The following is a 15,998-nucleotide window of genomic DNA, read 5'->3' on the forward strand; positions in this document are numbered from 1 at the left end:
GGTGAACGCCATGTGGGCAGGTGCGCCACGCGCGCGACGCAAGGGTGCACGTAAGAGCGGGATAAAAGCTGAGTGGGGTCGACTCAGGTCTGTTGACTGGTTCGGCTCGGTCGTGCATCCTTGAGCCAGATCCACTCAAGTCAGCTGGAGGAATTGAAATGGCACGTGCGGTCGGCATCGACCTGGGCACGACTAACTCCGTCGTCAGCGTTCTGGAGGGCGGCGAGCCCACCGTCATCACCAACGCCGAGGGTGCCAGGACCACGCCGTCCGTCGTCGCCTTCGCGAAGAACGGTGAGGTGCTGGTCGGCGAGGTTGCGAAGCGTCAGGCGGTCACCAACGTCGACAGGACCATCCGGTCGGTCAAGCGCCACATGGGCACCGACTGGAAGATCGAGCTCGACGGGAAGAACTTCAACCCTCAGCAGATGAGCGCCTTCATTCTGCAGAAGCTGAAGCGCGACGCGGAGTCCTACCTCGGCGAGAAGGTCACCGACGCGGTGATCACCGTCCCGGCGTACTTCAACGACTCCGAGCGTCAGGCGACCAAGGAAGCCGGTGAGATCGCGGGTCTGAACGTCCTGCGCATCGTCAACGAGCCGACCGCGGCCGCCCTGGCCTACGGCCTCGACAAGGACGACCAGACCATCCTGGTCTTCGACCTCGGTGGCGGCACCTTCGACGTCTCGCTGCTCGAGATCGGCGACGGCGTCGTCGAGGTCAAGGCCACCAACGGCGACAACCACCTCGGTGGAGACGACTGGGACCAGCGCGTCGTCGACTACCTGGTGAAGCAGTTCGCCAACGGCCACGGCGTCGACCTGTCCAAGGACAAGATGGCTCTCCAGCGTCTCCGCGAGGCCGCGGAGAAGGCGAAGATCGAGCTGTCGTCCTCGACCGAGACGACCATCAACCTGCCGTACATCACGGCTTCCGCCGAGGGCCCGCTGCACCTGGACGAGAAGCTCACCCGGGCGCAGTTCCAGCAGCTCACCTCGGACCTGCTCGAGCGCTGCAAGACCCCGTTCCACAACGTCATCAAGGACGCCGGCATCCAGCTGTCCGAGATCGACCACGTGGTGCTGGTCGGCGGTTCGACCCGGATGCCCGCCGTCGCCGAGCTCGTCAAGGAGCTGACCGGCGGTCAGGACGCCAACAAGGGTGTGAACCCCGACGAGGTCGTCGCCATCGGCGCCGCGCTCCAGGCCGGTGTCCTCAAGGGTGAGGTCAAGGACGTTCTGCTCCTCGACGTGACCCCGCTGTCCCTCGGTATCGAGACCAAGGGCGGCATCATGACCAAGCTCATCGAGCGCAACACCACGATCCCGACCAAGCGGTCCGAGATCTTCACGACGGCCGAGGACAACCAGCCGTCCGTGCAGATCCAGGTCTACCAGGGCGAGCGCGAGATCGCGGCGTACAACAAGAAGCTCGGGATGTTCGAGCTGACCGGCCTGCCGCCGGCCCCGCGCGGGGTCCCGCAGATCGAGGTCGCCTTCGACATCGACGCCAACGGCATCATGCACGTGACCGCGAAGGACCTGGGCACGGGCAAGGAGCAGAAGATGACCGTCACCGGCGGCTCCTCGCTGCCGAAGGACGAGGTCGACCGGATGCGCCAGGAGGCCGAGCAGTACGCGGACGAGGACCACCGTCGCCGCGAGGCCGCCGAGTCCCGCAACCAGGGCGAGCAGCTCGTCTACCAGACCGAGAAGTTCCTCAAGGACAACGAGGACAAGGTCCCGGGCGATGTGAAGACCGAGGTCGAGGAGGCGCTCGGCGAGCTGAAGGAGAAGCTCAAGGGCGAGGACACGGCCGAGATCCGTACGGCCACCGAGAAGGTCGCCGCGGTCAGCCAGAAGCTCGGCCAGGCGCTGTACGCCAACGCCGCCCCCGAGGGTGGCGCTGCTCCCGGCGCCGAGGGTGCCGCGGGCGCCGAGCACGGCCAGGCCCAGGCCGAGGACGATGTCGTCGACGCCGAGATCGTGGACGACGAGAAGCCGAAGAAGGACGGTGCCGCGTGACGGAGGAGACCCCGGGTTTCGAGGAGAAGCCCGACGTCCCTTCCGGCGCCACCTCTGACGACGCCGCCGAAACCGCCGAGCCCTCCGAGAAGGAGGGCCCGGCGGCCCCGGCAGGGGACGCAGCAAAGATCGCAGGCCTGACGGCCCAGCTGGACCAGGTCCGTACGGCGCTCAACGAGCGCACGGCCGACCTCCAGCGGCTCCAGGCCGAGTACCAGAACTACCGTCGCCGCGTGGAGCGCGACAGGGTCACGGTCAAGGAGATCGCCACGGCGACTCTGCTGACCGAGCTCCTGCCCGTGCTCGACGACATCGGCCGCGCCCGTGAGCACGGGGAGCTGTTGGGCGGGTTCAAGTCGGTGGCCGAGTCTCTCGAGACAGCCGCCGCCAAGATGGGCCTGCAGCAGTTCGGCAAGGAGGGCGAGCCCTTCGACCCGACGATCCACGAAGCCCTCATGCACTCGTACGCACCGGATGTCACCGAGACCACGTGCGTTGCGGTCCTTCAGCCGGGGTATCGCATCGGCGAGCGGACCATCCGACCCGCGCGGGTCGCGGTGGCCGAGCCCCAGCCGGGCGCCACTCCGGCGGCCTCGAAGGACGAGTCGGCAAACGACGAGGAGAGCGGTGGCCCGGACGAGGGCTGACGCAATGATCGTCCGAGAGGAGGGACGTCGATGAACACCAAGGACTTCGTCGAGAAGGACTACTACAAGGTCCTCGGCGTCCCCAAGGACGCCACCGAGGCCGAGATCAAGAAGGCGTACCGGAAGCTCGCCCGCGAGTTCCACCCGGACGCCAACAAGGGCGACGCCAAGGCCGAGGAGCGCTTCAAGGAGATCTCCGAGGCCAACGACATCCTCGGCGACCCCAAGCGGCGCAAGGAGTACGACGAGGCGCGCGCCCTCTTCGGCAACGGTGGCTTCCGCGCCGGGCCCGGTGGGCCCGGCGGCCCGGGCGGCAGCTTCAACTTCGACCTGGGCGACCTCTTCGGAGGCGCCCAGGGCGGGACGCAGGGTGGCGCCGGCGGCTTCGGCGGCGGGATCGGCGATGTGTTCGGCGGTCTGTTCAACCGCGGCGCCGGCACGGGTGCGGGTCCGGGTACGCGCACCCAGCCGCGCCGCGGCCAGGACATCGAGTCCGAGGTGACGCTCAGCTTCACCGAGGCGGTCGACGGGGCCACGGTCCCGCTGCGGATGTCCAGCTCGGCCGCGTGCAAGGCCTGTTCGGGCACCGGCGACAAAAACGGTACTCCTCGGGTGTGCCCGACCTGTGTCGGTACCGGCCAGGTCTCGCGCGGCGGCAGCGGCTCCTTCTCGCTGACCGATCCGTGCGTGGACTGCAAGGGCCGCGGGCTGATCGCCCAGGACCCCTGCGAGGTCTGCAAGGGCAGCGGGCGCGCCCGCTCCTCGCGCACCATGCAGGTCCGTATCCCCGCGGGCGTCTCCGACGGCCAGCGGATCCGGCTGCGCGGCAAGGGCGCCCCGGGCGAACGGGGCGGTCCGGCAGGCGATCTGTACGTCGTCGTGCATGTCGACGCGCACCCCGTGTTCGGCCGCAAGGGCGACAACCTCACGGTCACCGTGCCCGTCACCTACCCGGAGGCGGCGCTCGGCGGCGAGGTGAAGGTCCCGACCCTCGGCGGCCCCCCGGTCACGCTGAAACTGCCCGCAGGGACGCCCAACGGCCGTACGATGCGGGCGCGGGGCAAGGGCGCGGTCCGTAAGGACGGCACCCGCGGCGACCTGCTGGTGACCGTCGAGGTCGCCGTTCCCGACGAGCTCAGCGACAAGGCGAAGGAAGCGTTGGAGGCCTACCGCGAAGCCACCGCGGAGGAGGACCCGCGGGCTGTGCTGTTCCAGGCCGCGAAGGGAGCATGACATGGACGGACGTCGCCGCAACCCTTACGAACTGACAGAAGAGTCGCCGGTGTACGTCATCTCGGTGGCGGCCCAGCTGTCGGGACTCCACCCGCAGACCCTGCGGCAGTACGACCGGCTGGGCCTGGTCTCCCCGGGCCGTACGGCGGGCCGGGGCCGACGCTACTCCGCCCGTGACATCGAACTGCTGCGCACCGTCCAGCAGTTGTCCCAGGACGAGGGCATCAACCTGGCCGGAATCAAGCGCATCATCGAACTGGAGAACCAGGTCGCGGCGCTTCAGCAGCGGGTTGCGGAGCTGTCGTCGGCAGTAGAGGGCGCGGCGGCGACGTTGCAACAGCGCGAGGCACAGGTGCACGCCTCCTACCGGCGTGATCTCGTGCCGTACCAGGATGTGCAGCAGGCGAGCGCGCTGGTGGTCTGGCGGCCCAAGCGCCCCGAGTGACCCACGCGTTGTACGGGCCTGCCCCACGCGTTGTACGTCCGGACGGGCCGGGAGAGCATTCGCTCTCCCGGCCCGTCCGCGTTGTGCGGACTCCGGCACAGACAGGACGGCCGCGTGCGGGGCGTGGCGGAGGCGGTGTCCTGGCTAGGGGAGCGCGGTGCTGACCGCGTCGATTGCCATCATCCACATCGGCTGCCCGCCCGTGCCGAATGCCGCGGCCAGCGCATAGCCCAGCGAGGCGTCCAGCGGCTTCACCTCCGCGTCCTCGCGCCAGTCGGCCAGCACCCTTCCGTCGCCGTCCGAGGAGAAGTCCCCGATGTGCTTCCCGTCCCGGGTCAGCCTGCTGCTCGGGATGGAATCGGGGACCAGGCGGTACGACGCTCCGTCGTACTCCACGTCGACACGGTACGAGCGGCGGCTCAGCTTGCCCTTGGCCGGCGCCAGCTTCACCTCGGTCCCGTCGATCGTCAGAGTGAGCCGCTCGGGGTCACGGGTGCCGATGGCGATGTGATCGTCCACCTCCGCCCCCGGGGCGCGGGTCAGGGTGATGCGGGGGATCTGCTCCCCGTCCACCACCAGGGATTCCTGGCCGTCCAGTTGGACGCTGACCTCGCCGAAGAGGTCGTCGTGAGTGGAGGTGGGCGTGGGGGCTGTGTCGTTCATGAGGGTCCTTCGGTCCTTCAGTGGGTCAGAACTGACGGTGTGCCGGGGGTGGTTCGGCCCCGCGGTCGCCTGCGCTGTGGTCTGCTGCGCCGTGGTCAGCTCCTGGTGGCAATCATTCTTCTTCGGCGCCCCGTGAGTCCCCCGTGAGTCCCCCGTGAGTCCCCCTGAGCCGGCCCGGACCGGCCCGGACCGGCTCGGTCCGCCCGAGCCGGCCCGGGTCAGCCCTCGTGCTCCAGAATCGCCGACTGCGCGATGAGGTAGCCGAGTTGGGTCCGACTGCCGCTGCCGAGCGCCGAGCCGAGCTTGGCGATATGGGCGCGGCAGGTGCGCACGTTCATCCCGAGGCGTCGCGCGATGGCCTCGTCGACATGGCCCTCGACGAGCAGCTTGGCGATCGAGCGCTGCACCCCCGTGATGCCGTCCATCTGCGGCCCGTACGAGATCTGCTCCTCCCATGGGATGGCGTGCAGCCAGAACTGCTCGAAGACGCCCACGAGATACTCGACGATGCCCTTGTGCCGTAGCTCAAGTGCCGACAGACGGTCGCTGCTTGCCGGGATGAAGGCTACTTTCCGGTCGACAATGATCAGCCGGTCGATGATCTCCTCGAGCGTGCGCACCTCCACTCCGGACGGCCCCACCTGCTCCATGTACGAAAGCGTGGCCGGGTGGTGACGGGCCGTGTGCTGATAGAGGGTCCGCATTCGGACGCCGCGGTTGATAAGTGGCTCGACGCGACGCAGTGCCTTCTCCAGGATGTGTGGCTGTCGCCCACTGCCGGGCTGCACCGTGAGAAGCTCCTCCGAGCAATCTGCGGTGACTTGGTCGAGGGTTGTGTTGATGCGGTTGAGACCCTCGAGGACGGTAATTCCTTGTGGGACGGTGGAGTTCTGCGCGCTGAACGCCATGAATGGCTCAAGAGCATCGGTCAGAGACACGGTTCGACGTCGACGCTCTTGGATCTCCCGCTCAATGGGGTGTATCAGCTGTGTCAGCGCAGTGGTTGGCGGAACCGGACGCAGCCATTGAGCGTCGTCCGGGTCCGGGTGAAGCAGGGCGAGATCGAAGAGACAGGGTGTGGCCTCCGCCTCTGAGCGGGTGATTCGCCCCGTACGCAGGGCAGTGGTGTAAAGACCCTTCCCCGCCTCACACAGCTCGCCGTCCGTGTGAGGGTGTCCTGAATCGCCCTCTTTCGATGGCATATGCACCCCCTCAGGCTCCTGCATTACAGGAACATGATGCCTGCCGTCGCTGGTGCAAGCGTTCGGAGTGAGACATCGTCTTATGCGCGGGGGAGGAGGAATGATCAGAAGAGGTGGAGATCGCCCATGTCTAGGAAGCTTCGAGCTCTTTGTGCTCTTGCCGTGGCGGCGGCCGCGTTCGGTGCGGTTGCCTCCGGTGAGCCCTCCTGGGGTAGCTCTCCCGCCGGTGCGGTGACGGCGGCTCCCGGCGAACCGTCGTGGGGTGTTGCTCCCGCGGCCACCAAGGGTGAGCCGTCATGGGGTGTTGCTCCTGCGGCGAACCCCGGCGAACCGTCGTGGGGTGTTGCTCCCGCGGCCACCAAGGGTGAGCCCTCCTGGGGTGTTGCTCCTGCGGCGAACCCAGGTGAGCCGTCATGGGGTGTCGCACCTGCGGCCGCTCAGGGCGAGCCCTCGTGGGGCGTCGCTCCGGGCCTCGCGGACGCGTGACCGTTCCACCGGACGACCGGGTCTTTCGGCGCGAAATGGCTTCGGCTTATCGGTCGGGGTGGCATTTCATCGACCTCGTCACGGCAATCCCCCACCGTGGCGACTCGTTGATGGTCACCCTGTTCGGAGAGCCAGTGGTCGTGGCGCGTGAGGAGGACGAGGACGTCCGTGCCTACCGCTGCCTGCGCCGGCCCCGAGGAGCCCCGCAACCCGTCCGCTGTGCCATCCGGTACGGCATGATTTTCGTCAATCTTGATCAGCGCGACCACCAGCTGGTCGAGCCAGACACCACCGCCACCCCCCGCAGTGCCTGAGCGATTCCCCCGTCGTTGTAAATCGCTCAGGCGCTTCCCCCACACAGCGGCGCCATCGTGGACCTGAAACACGATGGCGCCGCTGTGCTGTGTCTGTACAGGCTGACTCCGTGCGAGGTGGGTCCGTACCGACTGTGCCCGTACCGACTGTGCCCGTGCGGGGTGGGTCCGTGCGGGGTGGGTCCGTACGGGCCGGGTGCGGGAGCAGGGGCGGTGATCAGCCCCGCCCCATCGCCCGCTCGAGGACGATCTCGATGAGCACCCGGTCCGGATTGGGTGCCGGCGTCCGCTCGTAGCGCTCCGCGTAACGCCGTACCGCGTCCTCGATGAGCTCCGGCTCCGTGCGTACGGTCGCCCGCCCCTCCAGCGTCGCCCAGCGCCCTCGGTGGACCTGGCAGACGGCCACCCGTGCCCCGCCTCCGCCGCCCAGCCGGTCCGCAGCCAGGATGTTGGCCACCTTCGTGCTGCTCTTGTTGGTGATGATGCGGGCGAGCCCCGCCTCGGGGTCGTACGTCACGCCCACCGGCACCACGTGTGGGCTGCCGTCCGGGCGCGAGGTGGTGAGCGTGCACAGATGGTATTCGCGCCAGAACGCAAGGTACTCGGGACTGGGGTTACGTACGTCTACGGCCATGCTCAGAAGGGTAGTCACGCCTACCGAATCGTTGCTTGAGTGCACTAGACTCAACTTTGTGCAGGTTCAATGAGTCAGAGTTGAGAGTCGGAAGAGCCAGCAGAGCCCTACCAGCAAGGAGGAGAGACCCCACGTGGACGCCGAGCTGACCAACAAGAGCCGGGATGCGATCAACGCTGCCACCAGCCGGGCGGTGTCCGAGGGGCATCCCGATCTGACCCCCGTACATCTGCTGCTCGCGCTGCTCGCGGGCGAGGACAACGAGAACATCATCGACCTGCTGGCCGGCGCCGAGGCCGACCAGGCTGCCGTACGGTCGGGGGCCGAGCGGCTGCTGGCCGCGCAGCCCAGCGTGACGGGGTCCACCGTGGCGCCGCCGCAGCCCAACCGCGAGCTGCTCGCCGTCATCGCCGACGCCTCGCAGCGGGCCAAGGAGCTCGGGGACGATTACCTCTCCACCGAGCATCTGCTCATCGGTATCGCCGCCAAGGGCGGCCAGGCCGGGGAGGTGCTGGCCCATGAGGGGGCCTCGGCGAAGAAGCTGCTGGAAGCGTTCGAAACGGTAAGGGGAGGGCGCCGGGTGACCACACCCGACCCTGAGGGGCAGTACAAGGCACTGGAGAAGTTCGGTACGGACTTCACCGCCGCGGCCCGCGAGGGCAAGCTCGACCCGGTCATCGGCCGGGACCAGGAGATCCGGCGCGTGGTGCAGGTGCTCTCGCGCAGGACCAAGAACAACCCGGTGCTCATCGGTGAGCCCGGCGTCGGCAAGACCGCCGTCGTCGAGGGCCTCGCCCAGCGGATCGTGAAGGGGGACGTGCCCGAGTCGCTCAAGAACAAGCGGCTGGTCGCGCTCGACCTCGGCGCGATGGTCGCGGGCGCGAAGTACCGCGGTGAGTTCGAGGAACGGCTCAAGACCGTCCTGTCCGAGATCAAGGCGAGCGACGGCCAGATCATCACCTTCATCGACGAGCTGCACACCGTCGTCGGGGCCGGCGCGGGCGGTGACTCCGCCATGGACGCGGGCAACATGCTCAAGCCGATGCTGGCGCGCGGCGAGCTGCGCATGGTGGGCGCCACCACGCTCGACGAGTACCGGGAGCGGATCGAGAAGGACCCCGCCCTGGAGCGCCGCTTCCAGCAGGTGCTGGTCGCCGAGCCCAATGTCGACGACACCATCGCGATCCTGCGCGGGCTCAAGGGCCGGTACGAGGCGCACCACAAGGTGCAGATCGCGGACTCGGCGCTGGTCGCCGCCGCGACCCTCTCCGACCGGTACATCACCTCCCGCTTTCTGCCCGACAAGGCCATCGACCTCGTCGACGAGGCCGCGTCCCGGCTCCGTATGGAGATCGACTCCTCGCCGCTGGAGATCGACGAGCTGCAGCGTGCCGTCGACCGGCTGCGCATGGAGGAGCTCGCCCTCAAGAACGAGTCCGACGCCGGCTCCAAGCAGCGTCTGGAGAAGCTGCGCCGCGACCTCGCCGACAAGGAGGAGGAACTGCGCGGCCTCACCGCCCGCTGGGAGAAGGAGAAGCAGGGCCTCAACCGCGTCGGTGAGCTGAAGGAGATGCTCGACGAGCTGCGCGGCCAGGCCGAGCGTGCTCAGCGAGACGGCGACTTCGACACCGCCTCCAAGCTGCTGTACGGGGAAATCCCGGGACTGGAACGCGAGTTGGAGGAAGCCGCCGAGGCCGAGCAGGAAGCGGCCAAGGACACCATGGTCAAGGACGAGGTCGGCCCGGACGACATCGCGGACGTGGTCGGCTCCTGGACCGGCATCCCGGCCGGACGCCTGCTGGAGGGCGAGACGCAGAAGCTGCTGCGCATGGAGCAGGAGCTGGGCAGGCGGCTGATCGGGCAGACCGAGGCCGTGCAGGCGGTGTCCGACGCGGTACGCCGTTCGAGGGCCGGGATCGCCGACCCCGACCGGCCCACCGGCTCGTTCCTCTTCCTCGGCCCGACCGGCGTCGGCAAGACCGAGCTCGCCAAGGCGCTCGCGGACTTCCTCTTCGACGACGAGCGGGCCATGGTCCGCATCGACATGAGCGAATACGGCGAGAAGCACTCCGTCGCCCGTCTGGTCGGCGCTCCGCCCGGCTACATCGGCTACGAGGAGGGCGGCCAGCTCACGGAGGCGGTGCGCCGCCGTCCGTACAGCGTGGTGCTCCTGGACGAGGTGGAGAAGGCGCATCCCGAGGTCTTCGACATCCTGCTCCAGGTGCTCGACGACGGCCGGCTCACCGACGGCCAGGGCCGAACGGTGGACTTCCGCAACACCATCCTGGTGCTGACCTCGAACCTCGGCAGCCAGTACCTCGTCGAGCCGACGACGAGCGAGGAGGAGAAGAAGCAGCAGGTTCTGGAGGTCGTACGCGCCTCTTTCAAGCCGGAATTCCTCAACCGGCTCGACGACCTTGTGGTCTTCTCCGCCCTGACCAGGGACGAGCTGGCGCATATCGCCGGGCTCCAGATCGAGCGCCTCGCGCAGCGGCTGGCCGAGCGCCGGCTCACGCTGGACGTCACCCCGGCGGCGTTGGAGTGGCTGGCCGACGAGGGCAACGACCCTGCGTACGGAGCGCGGCCGCTGCGCCGTCTGGTGCAGACGGCGATCGGCGACCAGCTCGCCAAGGAGATTCTCGCGGGCGAGATCACCGAGGGCGACACGGTCCGGGTCGACCGTTTCGAGGACGGCCTGATCGTCGGCGCCGTCCGGTAGGCCGACCGGAGCGGGTCACACCGTGAAGGCGACCGGAGCGGGTCACACGGTGAAGGCGATGAGATCCACGAGGGCGGTGTCCCCGTCCTCGTGGACCACCGTCAGGTTCACCACGTCCGCCCCGTCGGGGGCGCCGGACGGGGCCTCCGGGTCGCCGTACTGGACGTCCAGGCAGACGTCCTTCTCGCAGTAGTTGCGGGGCTCGTGCCCCGGGAAGGTCTTCGCCAGCCACCCGGCGACGTCCGAACCCGGCATCCGGAAGGTCGCGGTGTACTGGGTGTCCATCCAGTGGGCGGCCCCGCACTTCTCGTCCCGCGCCCCCTCGGGCAGCGAGCCGCCCACGAACCGCATCGCCTCCGCGCACTCGACCTGCTGCGACTCGCCGGCCTCGCGCATGACGAACCCGAGCCAGACAATGCAGGCGACCGGCAGGGAGCACACGGCCAGCACCGTCACCGACACCCGGATCCACCGTGGCTTGCGGCTGCGCCGCTCCCGTTCCGCCCCCGTCATGCCCAGATCATGTCAGCCGGGAGCGGATCGCCGTGGCTCGGGCTTGCCAGCCCCCGCCCGGGATGGGAGAGGATGGGAGGAACCGTACGAAGGGAAATACACGGTGACCATCGATCCGTCCTCGATTCCTCATTTCGGGGGCCAGCCCCAGCCTCAGGCCGCAGGACCGGCGGGCCCCGTCGTTCCCGACCAGGACCTGGTGAAGCAGCTTCTCGAGCAGATGGAGCTGAAGTACGTCGTCGACGACGAGGGTGACCTCGCGGCGCCGTGGGAGGAATTCCGTACGTACTTCATGTTCCGCGGCGAGGACGACCAGCAGGTCTTCTCGGTACGGACGTTCTACGACCGGCCGCACGCGCTCGAGGACAAGTCCAAGATCCTCGACGCGATCGACGACTGGAACCGCCGCACTCTGTGGCCGAAGGTCTACACGCACATCCACGAAGAGGAGGACGGCCCGACCACGGTCCGCCTCATCGGCGAGGCCCAGATGCTGATCGGCACGGGCGTCAGCCTGGAACACTTCGTGTCCTCCACGGTGAGCTGGGTACGTGCGTCGATCGAGTTCGACAAGTGGCTCGTGGAGCAGTTCGGCCTGGAGCCGGCGGACGAGAAGGCCGCGGACGAGAAGCTCATGGACGACGAGGCCTGAGGGCCCCTGCCGACAGCCCGGCCGGGGCGGCGGTCATCGCGACCGCTGCCCTGGGCCGGGCTTTCGCATTGCCTATGGCCTATGGCGCATGCGCTTGCGAGCGGCGGCGGCAGCTCCCTGGCCCTTGTTGTGCCAGGGAGCCCCGGGCCGGCTCACTGTGGCGCGCGTGCCGGCGGGGTACTGGCCCGCCCGGGATCGAGTAGCACTCGCGGCTGTCGGCGGCCTCACGTTGCGGCGACTGGCCGCGCCGGGCCCCGCCGGTCTGTTGTGCCGCGTAGCTGCCGCTCCCGTGGCCTGCGGGGTTCCGCCCCGAGTTCCCCGCCCCTGACCCCCGTCAGGGGGCAAGTGCCTTCAGGCGGGTGACCGCCTCCTGGAGGATCGGCTCGCGTTTGCAGAACGCGAAACGGACGAAGGGCGCCCCCTGCTCGCGGTGGTCGTAGAACACCGCGTTCGGGATCGCCACCACCCCGCACCGCTCCGGCAGCGCGCGGCAGAACGCGAAGCCGTCGCTCTCGCCCAGCGGGCGGATGTCCGTGGTGACGAAGTACGTGCCCGACGGGCGGTAGACCTCGAAGCCCGCCGCCGCGAGACCCGTGCTCAGCAGATCCCTCTTGGCGCGCAGATCGTCGCGCAGTCCGTCGAAGTACGTGTCCGGCAGCCGCAGCGCCTCGGCGATCGCGTACTGGAACGGCCCCGACGCCACATACGTCAGGAACTGCTTCGCCGAGCGCACCGCCGTCACCAGCTCCGGGGACCCCGTCAGCCAGCCCACCTTCCACCCCGTGAAGGAGAACGTCTTGCCCGCCGAGGAGATCGAGACCGTCCGCTCGCGCATCCCGGGGAACGACGCGATCGGGACGTGCTCGCCCTCGAAGACGAGATGCTCGTAGACCTCGTCGGTGATGACCAGCAGGTCGCGCTCGACGGCCAGTTCGGCGATCACCGCGAGCTCGTCGCGGCTCAGGACCGTGCCCGTCGGGTTGTGCGGGGTGTTGAGGAGGATCAGCCGGGTCCGGTCGGTGACCGCGTCGCGCAGCTCGTCCAGGTCGAGCGTGTACGTCCCGGAGGACGGTGACGGCCGCAGCGTGACCGGGACGCGCGTGCCGCCCGCCATCGCGATGCACGCGGCGTACGAGTCGTAGTACGGCTCCAGCGCGATCACCTCGTCACCCGGCTCCACCAGCGCCAGCAGGGACGCCGCGATCGCCTCGGTCGCGCCCGCCGTGACCAGGACCTCCGTGTCGGGGTCGTACGCCAGGCCGTACCGCCCCTGCTGGTGGTCGGTGATCGCGGAGCGCAGCTCGGGGACGCCGGGGCCCGGCGGGTACTGGTTGCCGCGGCCGTCGCGCAGCGCCCGTACCGCCGCCTCCCTGATCTCCTCCGGGCCGTCGGTGTCGGGGAAGCCCTGCCCGAGGTTGATCGATTCGGTCCGTACGGCCAGCGCCGACATCTCCGCGAAGATGGTCGTGCCGAATGCCGCCAGACGGCGGTTGAGCAGCGGTCGTGGTCCCTCTTCGCGTGGTGTCATGGGCGCCATCCTGTGCCGAACCTCTGGAGTTGCTCAAGTCAGCTTTGCGTCTCCGACGGTGGGGGCATCCCAGTCACACGCAAGAAGCGGTCACGCGATGGCGCGGGGGTCTCGCTTCGGGGGAACGGAAGGATGGTGAGAGCAATGGCAGCTTTCGTGGGAATTCTGATCGTCGTGGCGGTGCTGGTTTTGATCATCTCGGTGGGGGTCGGCCGGAGCCGCAGGGGCCGCAGGCGCAGCGCGGCAGGGGGTGGCGGCAGCTGGTGGGCGGGCAACAGCCACGGGGGTGGCAACGGCGTGTCCTGCGGCAGCAGCAGCTCGTCCTGCGGGAGCAGCTCGTCCTGCGGTGGCAGCTCGTCCTGTGGTGGCGGAGGCGGGGGATGTGGCGGAGGCAGCTGACACGGGGCAGCTGGTCCGCGACCGATGAAGGTGCCCGGCGGGTGAACTCCCGCCGGGTTCCTTTCTGTTGACTGACCGGGGCGCCCTGTTGACCTTCTCACCCGGTTTTTTGTTGAACAGTTGAACGGGGAGCCCCCGGGGGGATGGAAACCCAGTCAAGTTGGGTAAAAAACGCTGTGGACGCAGCGCACTTCGTGATTCCCTCCCTGTTGGAACCTGTTGGAACCATCCAGCCCTCGGACCTCAAGTGGACCCGAGCAGGCGTTCCCAGATCATCTTGATCCCCCTTCCCGGGACGCCCCCGGTCCACGTTGTCCACCCGCCGAAGCGTGTTTGCGGAGCCGACCCATGCTCACGACCCTGAAGACCGCCTACACAGACACCCGCGCCGACGATCTCGCCTGGGCGCTGGGCCGGGAGCCGCTCCCCGCCCTGGCTGTACTCGACCTCGAACTGTCCGGGGCAAAGCTCCAGTTGAGGCTGCTCGGTGCCTCCCATCAGGTGTTGCTCGAGGAGGAGCAGGAGTCCTGCTCCGAGACCGTCGCCTGCATGCCCGGCAGCAGCACCCCGCTCCCGCTCGGCGTGGCCAAGCGGCTCGGTGTCTGGGAGTACGAGTTCGCGGCCCGCGTCGAGACGCTCTCGCAGAGGTCGTTCGCGGGGCGGGCGCAGGAGCTGCTGGCGCTCGTCGCCGATCACCCCAACGGTCTGGCGGGCACCTTTCCCGGCTCCCCGCACGCGTTCACGGCGATGCTGGCGCAGCGGACCGAGGGTCAGGTGCGATGGCGCACGTGGCACGCGTATCCGCAGGAGGGCAGCCTCGTCGTCACTCGTACGCGCGTCGGTGCCCGTATGCGCGCCGCGCTGTAGTTACACCCTTGTGGGTGACAGGTAGTGGAACTTCTGTGACGTAACGTTACAAACAACATGGTCGACCGGCATCCGACATCACGGCCGCAGAGCGCGGCGCGGCTGCCCGTGCGCCCCGACGCCGGTCGGTATCTGGTGCTGATGGCGGTCTTCGTCTGCGCCGCCTGCGGACTGGTGTACGAGCTCGAACTGGTCGCCCTCGCCTCGTACTTGATCGGCGACTCCGTCACCCAGGCGTCAGTCGTCCTGTCGGTGATGGTGTTCGCGATGGGCATCGGCTCGCTCCTCGCCAAGCGGCTGCGCTGCCACGCCGCGGTCGGCTTCGGTCTGCTGGAGGCGGCGCTGGCCCTGATCGGCGGCTGTTCCGCCATGGTGCTGTACGCCTGCTTCGCCTGGATCGGCGAGTCCCGGTATGCGCTGGTGGGTTTCTCCCTCGCCATCGGCGTACTGATCGGTGCCGAGATCCCGCTGCTGATGTCCCTGATCCAGCGCATCTCCCGGCGCGACGCGGAGGGCACGGTCGCCGATCTGTTCGCCGCCGACTATGTGGGCGCCCTCGTCGGCGGGCTCGCCTTTCCGTTTCTGCTGCTGCCGTGGCTCGGTCAGCTGACGGGCGCGCTGTTGACGGGCGCCGTCAACGCCGTGGCGGGCGGGGCGCTCGTCCTGTGGCTCTTCCGCCGGGATCTGACGGTGCGTTCGCGCGGCTGGCTGATCGTCGCCAATGTGACGGTCCTCGCGGTGCTGGCGACCGCGACCGTCCTGGTCGACGACTTCGAACGGGCGGCGCGCCGGGCGGTCTACGGCGACCAGGTGCGGGTCGCCGTCCACACCGACGTACAGGAAGTCGTGCTCACCGGCGGGCGGGCCGGCCCGCCCGATCTCTTCCTGGACGGGCGGCTGCGGGTCAGCGGGCGCGACGAGCAGCGGTACCACGAGTCGCTGGTCCATCCGGCGATGCGGGGGCGGCACGCGCGCGTGCTGGTCCTGGGCGGCGGCGACGGCCTCGCCGCGCGCGAGGTGCTGCGCTACCGCGGCGTCCGCTCGGTGACTGTCGTGGAACTCGACCCGGGCGTCATCCGGCTGGCGCGTACCGACCCGGCGCTCGCCGCGCTCAACGACCACGCGTACCGGGACCCGCGGGTGCGGGTCATCACGATGGACGCGTTCTCCTGGCTGCGCGCGCCCCGGGGGACGTACGACGTGGTGATCTCCGACCTCCCCGACCCGGGCATCACCCCGAGCACCAAGCTCTACTCCCAGGAGTTCTACGCACTCGCCGCGCGGGTTCTCGCGGACGGCGGGCGGCTCGTGGTCCACGCCGGCCCGCTCGCTTCGCGCCCGCACACGTACTGGACGGTCGACGCGACTTTGCGTGCCGCCGGGTTCGGCACCCGGCCGTACGGCGCCTCAGGGAGGCTCGCGGCCTTCGCCGCGGGCCCGGACCGCGCGACGGACACCGCTTCCCCGCCGAACGACTGGGGTTTCCTGCTGGCCGCCGCCGGGCGGCCTCCGCACCTCGGTCTCGACCGGGACGCGCCCCGGCTGCGCTCGCTGGCCGCTCCCGACCTTGCCGAGGGCGTGTACGGCGCGGAGCGCACGAGGCTGCCGGAGCTGCCGCCGTCGACATTGGTGCACCCGCGCTACACGGACTGAGTGGACGAAGCGGACCGAG

At 69.1% G+C, this 15,998-nt stretch carries 14 protein-coding genes; 9 read left to right on the forward strand and 5 right to left on the reverse strand.

The genetic code is table 11. The features are described 5' to 3' along the window. Positions 1-158 precede the first annotated feature (158 nt). From dnaK to OG883_RS33280, 4 genes are read left to right on the forward strand one after another with little or no spacing between them, the layout of a single operon-like run. The gene (gene dnaK, locus OG883_RS33265; RefSeq protein WP_266548749.1) at positions 159-2,024 is read left to right on the forward strand and encodes a molecular chaperone DnaK; all 1,866 of its coding nucleotides are present in this window, start codon (positions 159-161) and stop codon (positions 2,022-2,024) included. Continuing rightward, the gene (grpE, locus tag OG883_RS33270) at positions 2,021-2,671 is read left to right on the forward strand and encodes a nucleotide exchange factor GrpE (protein ID WP_266548750.1); all 651 of its coding nucleotides are present in this window, start codon (positions 2,021-2,023) and stop codon (positions 2,669-2,671) included. The genes dnaK and grpE overlap by 4 nt, the downstream gene beginning before the upstream one ends. Before the next feature lie 30 nt (positions 2,672-2,701). Then, a complete protein-coding gene (gene dnaJ, locus OG883_RS33275) occupies positions 2,702-3,904 on the forward strand; it encodes a molecular chaperone DnaJ (RefSeq protein WP_266548753.1) in 1,203 nt (400 codons plus the stop codon). Between the two features lies 1 nt (position 3,905). Beyond that, entirely contained in the window at positions 3,906-4,349 is a 444-nt protein-coding gene (locus OG883_RS33280; RefSeq protein ID WP_266548755.1) for a helix-turn-helix domain-containing protein, read from the forward strand. Between the two features lie 144 nt (positions 4,350-4,493). On the opposite strand, the gene OG883_RS33285 is transcribed toward OG883_RS33280, so the two are convergent. Both OG883_RS33285 and OG883_RS33290 read right to left on the reverse strand, forming a co-directional pair. Continuing rightward, positions 4,494-5,012 (reverse strand): hypothetical protein, encoded by a 519-nt coding sequence (locus tag OG883_RS33285; RefSeq protein ID WP_266548758.1) that lies wholly within the window; start codon positions 5,010-5,012, stop codon positions 4,494-4,496. Positions 5,013-5,230: 218 nt separating this feature from the next. Next, the gene (locus OG883_RS33290; protein ID WP_266548761.1) at positions 5,231-6,214 is read right to left on the reverse strand and encodes a helix-turn-helix transcriptional regulator; all 984 of its coding nucleotides are present in this window, start codon (positions 6,212-6,214) and stop codon (positions 5,231-5,233) included. Between the two features lie 482 nt (positions 6,215-6,696). On the opposite strand from OG883_RS33290, the gene OG883_RS33295 reads away from it, so the two are divergent. Next, the gene (locus tag OG883_RS33295; protein ID WP_266548764.1) at positions 6,697-7,014 is read left to right on the forward strand and encodes a (2Fe-2S)-binding protein; all 318 of its coding nucleotides are present in this window, start codon (positions 6,697-6,699) and stop codon (positions 7,012-7,014) included. Between the two features lie 217 nt (positions 7,015-7,231). Here the strand turns inward: OG883_RS33295 and OG883_RS33300 are convergent, their stop codons facing one another. Beyond that, the gene (locus OG883_RS33300) at positions 7,232-7,648 is read right to left on the reverse strand and encodes a pyridoxamine 5'-phosphate oxidase family protein (RefSeq protein ID WP_266548767.1); all 417 of its coding nucleotides are present in this window, start codon (positions 7,646-7,648) and stop codon (positions 7,232-7,234) included. 133 nt (positions 7,649-7,781) lie between these two features. Between OG883_RS33300 and clpB the strand changes: the two genes are divergently transcribed. Continuing rightward, positions 7,782-10,367: an ATP-dependent chaperone ClpB gene (clpB, locus tag OG883_RS33305; protein ID WP_266548770.1), complete on the forward strand. Its 2,586-nt coding sequence runs from the start codon at positions 7,782-7,784 to the stop codon at positions 10,365-10,367. Between the two features lie 42 nt (positions 10,368-10,409). Here the strand turns inward: clpB and OG883_RS33310 are convergent, their stop codons facing one another. Continuing rightward, on the reverse strand, positions 10,410-10,880 hold the full coding sequence (locus OG883_RS33310; protein ID WP_266548773.1) for a hypothetical protein: 471 nt from the start codon (positions 10,878-10,880) through the stop codon (positions 10,410-10,412). A 103-nt stretch (positions 10,881-10,983) separates the two neighbouring features. On the opposite strand from OG883_RS33310, the gene OG883_RS33315 reads away from it, so the two are divergent. Next, complete coding sequence (locus tag OG883_RS33315) at positions 10,984-11,532, forward strand: YbjN domain-containing protein (RefSeq protein WP_266548776.1); 549 nt, start codon at positions 10,984-10,986, stop codon at positions 11,530-11,532. A 334-nt stretch (positions 11,533-11,866) separates the two neighbouring features. Here OG883_RS33315 and OG883_RS33320 read toward each other — a convergent pair whose 3' ends face one another. Continuing rightward, the gene (locus OG883_RS33320; RefSeq protein WP_266548779.1) at positions 11,867-13,060 is read right to left on the reverse strand and encodes a pyridoxal phosphate-dependent aminotransferase; all 1,194 of its coding nucleotides are present in this window, start codon (positions 13,058-13,060) and stop codon (positions 11,867-11,869) included. A gap of 747 nt (positions 13,061-13,807) precedes the next feature. On the opposite strand from OG883_RS33320, the gene OG883_RS33325 reads away from it, so the two are divergent. Together OG883_RS33325 and OG883_RS33330 are read left to right on the forward strand one after the other, a co-directional pair. Continuing rightward, a complete protein-coding gene (locus tag OG883_RS33325) occupies positions 13,808-14,326 on the forward strand; it encodes a DUF2617 family protein (RefSeq protein WP_266548781.1) in 519 nt (172 codons plus the stop codon). Positions 14,327-14,383: 57 nt separating this feature from the next. Further along, the gene (locus OG883_RS33330; protein ID WP_266548783.1) at positions 14,384-15,979 is read left to right on the forward strand and encodes a polyamine aminopropyltransferase; all 1,596 of its coding nucleotides are present in this window, start codon (positions 14,384-14,386) and stop codon (positions 15,977-15,979) included. Positions 15,980-15,998 lie beyond the last annotated feature (19 nt).

The organism is Streptomyces sp. NBC_01142 (assembly GCF_026341125.1).
GTDB lineage: Bacteria > Actinomycetota > Actinomycetes > Streptomycetales > Streptomycetaceae > Streptomyces.

What these genes read in the sequence shown, in the direction of transcription:
- OG883_RS33290 (WP_266548761.1), bottom strand. Translation starts at nt 6,214, where the DNA reads ATGCCATCGAAAGAGGGCGATTCAGGACACCCTCACACGGACGGCGAG.
- OG883_RS33310 (WP_266548773.1), bottom strand. Translation starts at nt 10,880, where the DNA reads ATGACGGGGGCGGAACGGGAGCGGCGCAGCCGCAAGCCACGGTGGATC.
- OG883_RS33320 (WP_266548779.1), bottom strand. Translation starts at nt 13,060, where the DNA reads ATGACACCACGCGAAGAGGGACCACGACCGCTGCTCAACCGCCGTCTG.
- OG883_RS33330 (WP_266548783.1), top strand. Translation starts at nt 14,384, where the DNA reads ATGGTCGACCGGCATCCGACATCACGGCCGCAGAGCGCGGCGCGGCTG.
- OG883_RS33300 (WP_266548767.1), bottom strand. Translation starts at nt 7,648, where the DNA reads ATGGCCGTAGACGTACGTAACCCCAGTCCCGAGTACCTTGCGTTCTGG.
- OG883_RS33280 (WP_266548755.1), top strand. Translation starts at nt 3,906, where the DNA reads ATGGACGGACGTCGCCGCAACCCTTACGAACTGACAGAAGAGTCGCCG.
- OG883_RS33325 (WP_266548781.1), top strand. Translation starts at nt 13,808, where the DNA reads ATGCTCACGACCCTGAAGACCGCCTACACAGACACCCGCGCCGACGAT.
- dnaK (WP_266548749.1), top strand. Translation starts at nt 159, where the DNA reads ATGGCACGTGCGGTCGGCATCGACCTGGGCACGACTAACTCCGTCGTC.
- OG883_RS33285 (WP_266548758.1), bottom strand. Translation starts at nt 5,012, where the DNA reads ATGAACGACACAGCCCCCACGCCCACCTCCACTCACGACGACCTCTTC.
- dnaJ (WP_266548753.1), top strand. Translation starts at nt 2,702, where the DNA reads ATGAACACCAAGGACTTCGTCGAGAAGGACTACTACAAGGTCCTCGGC.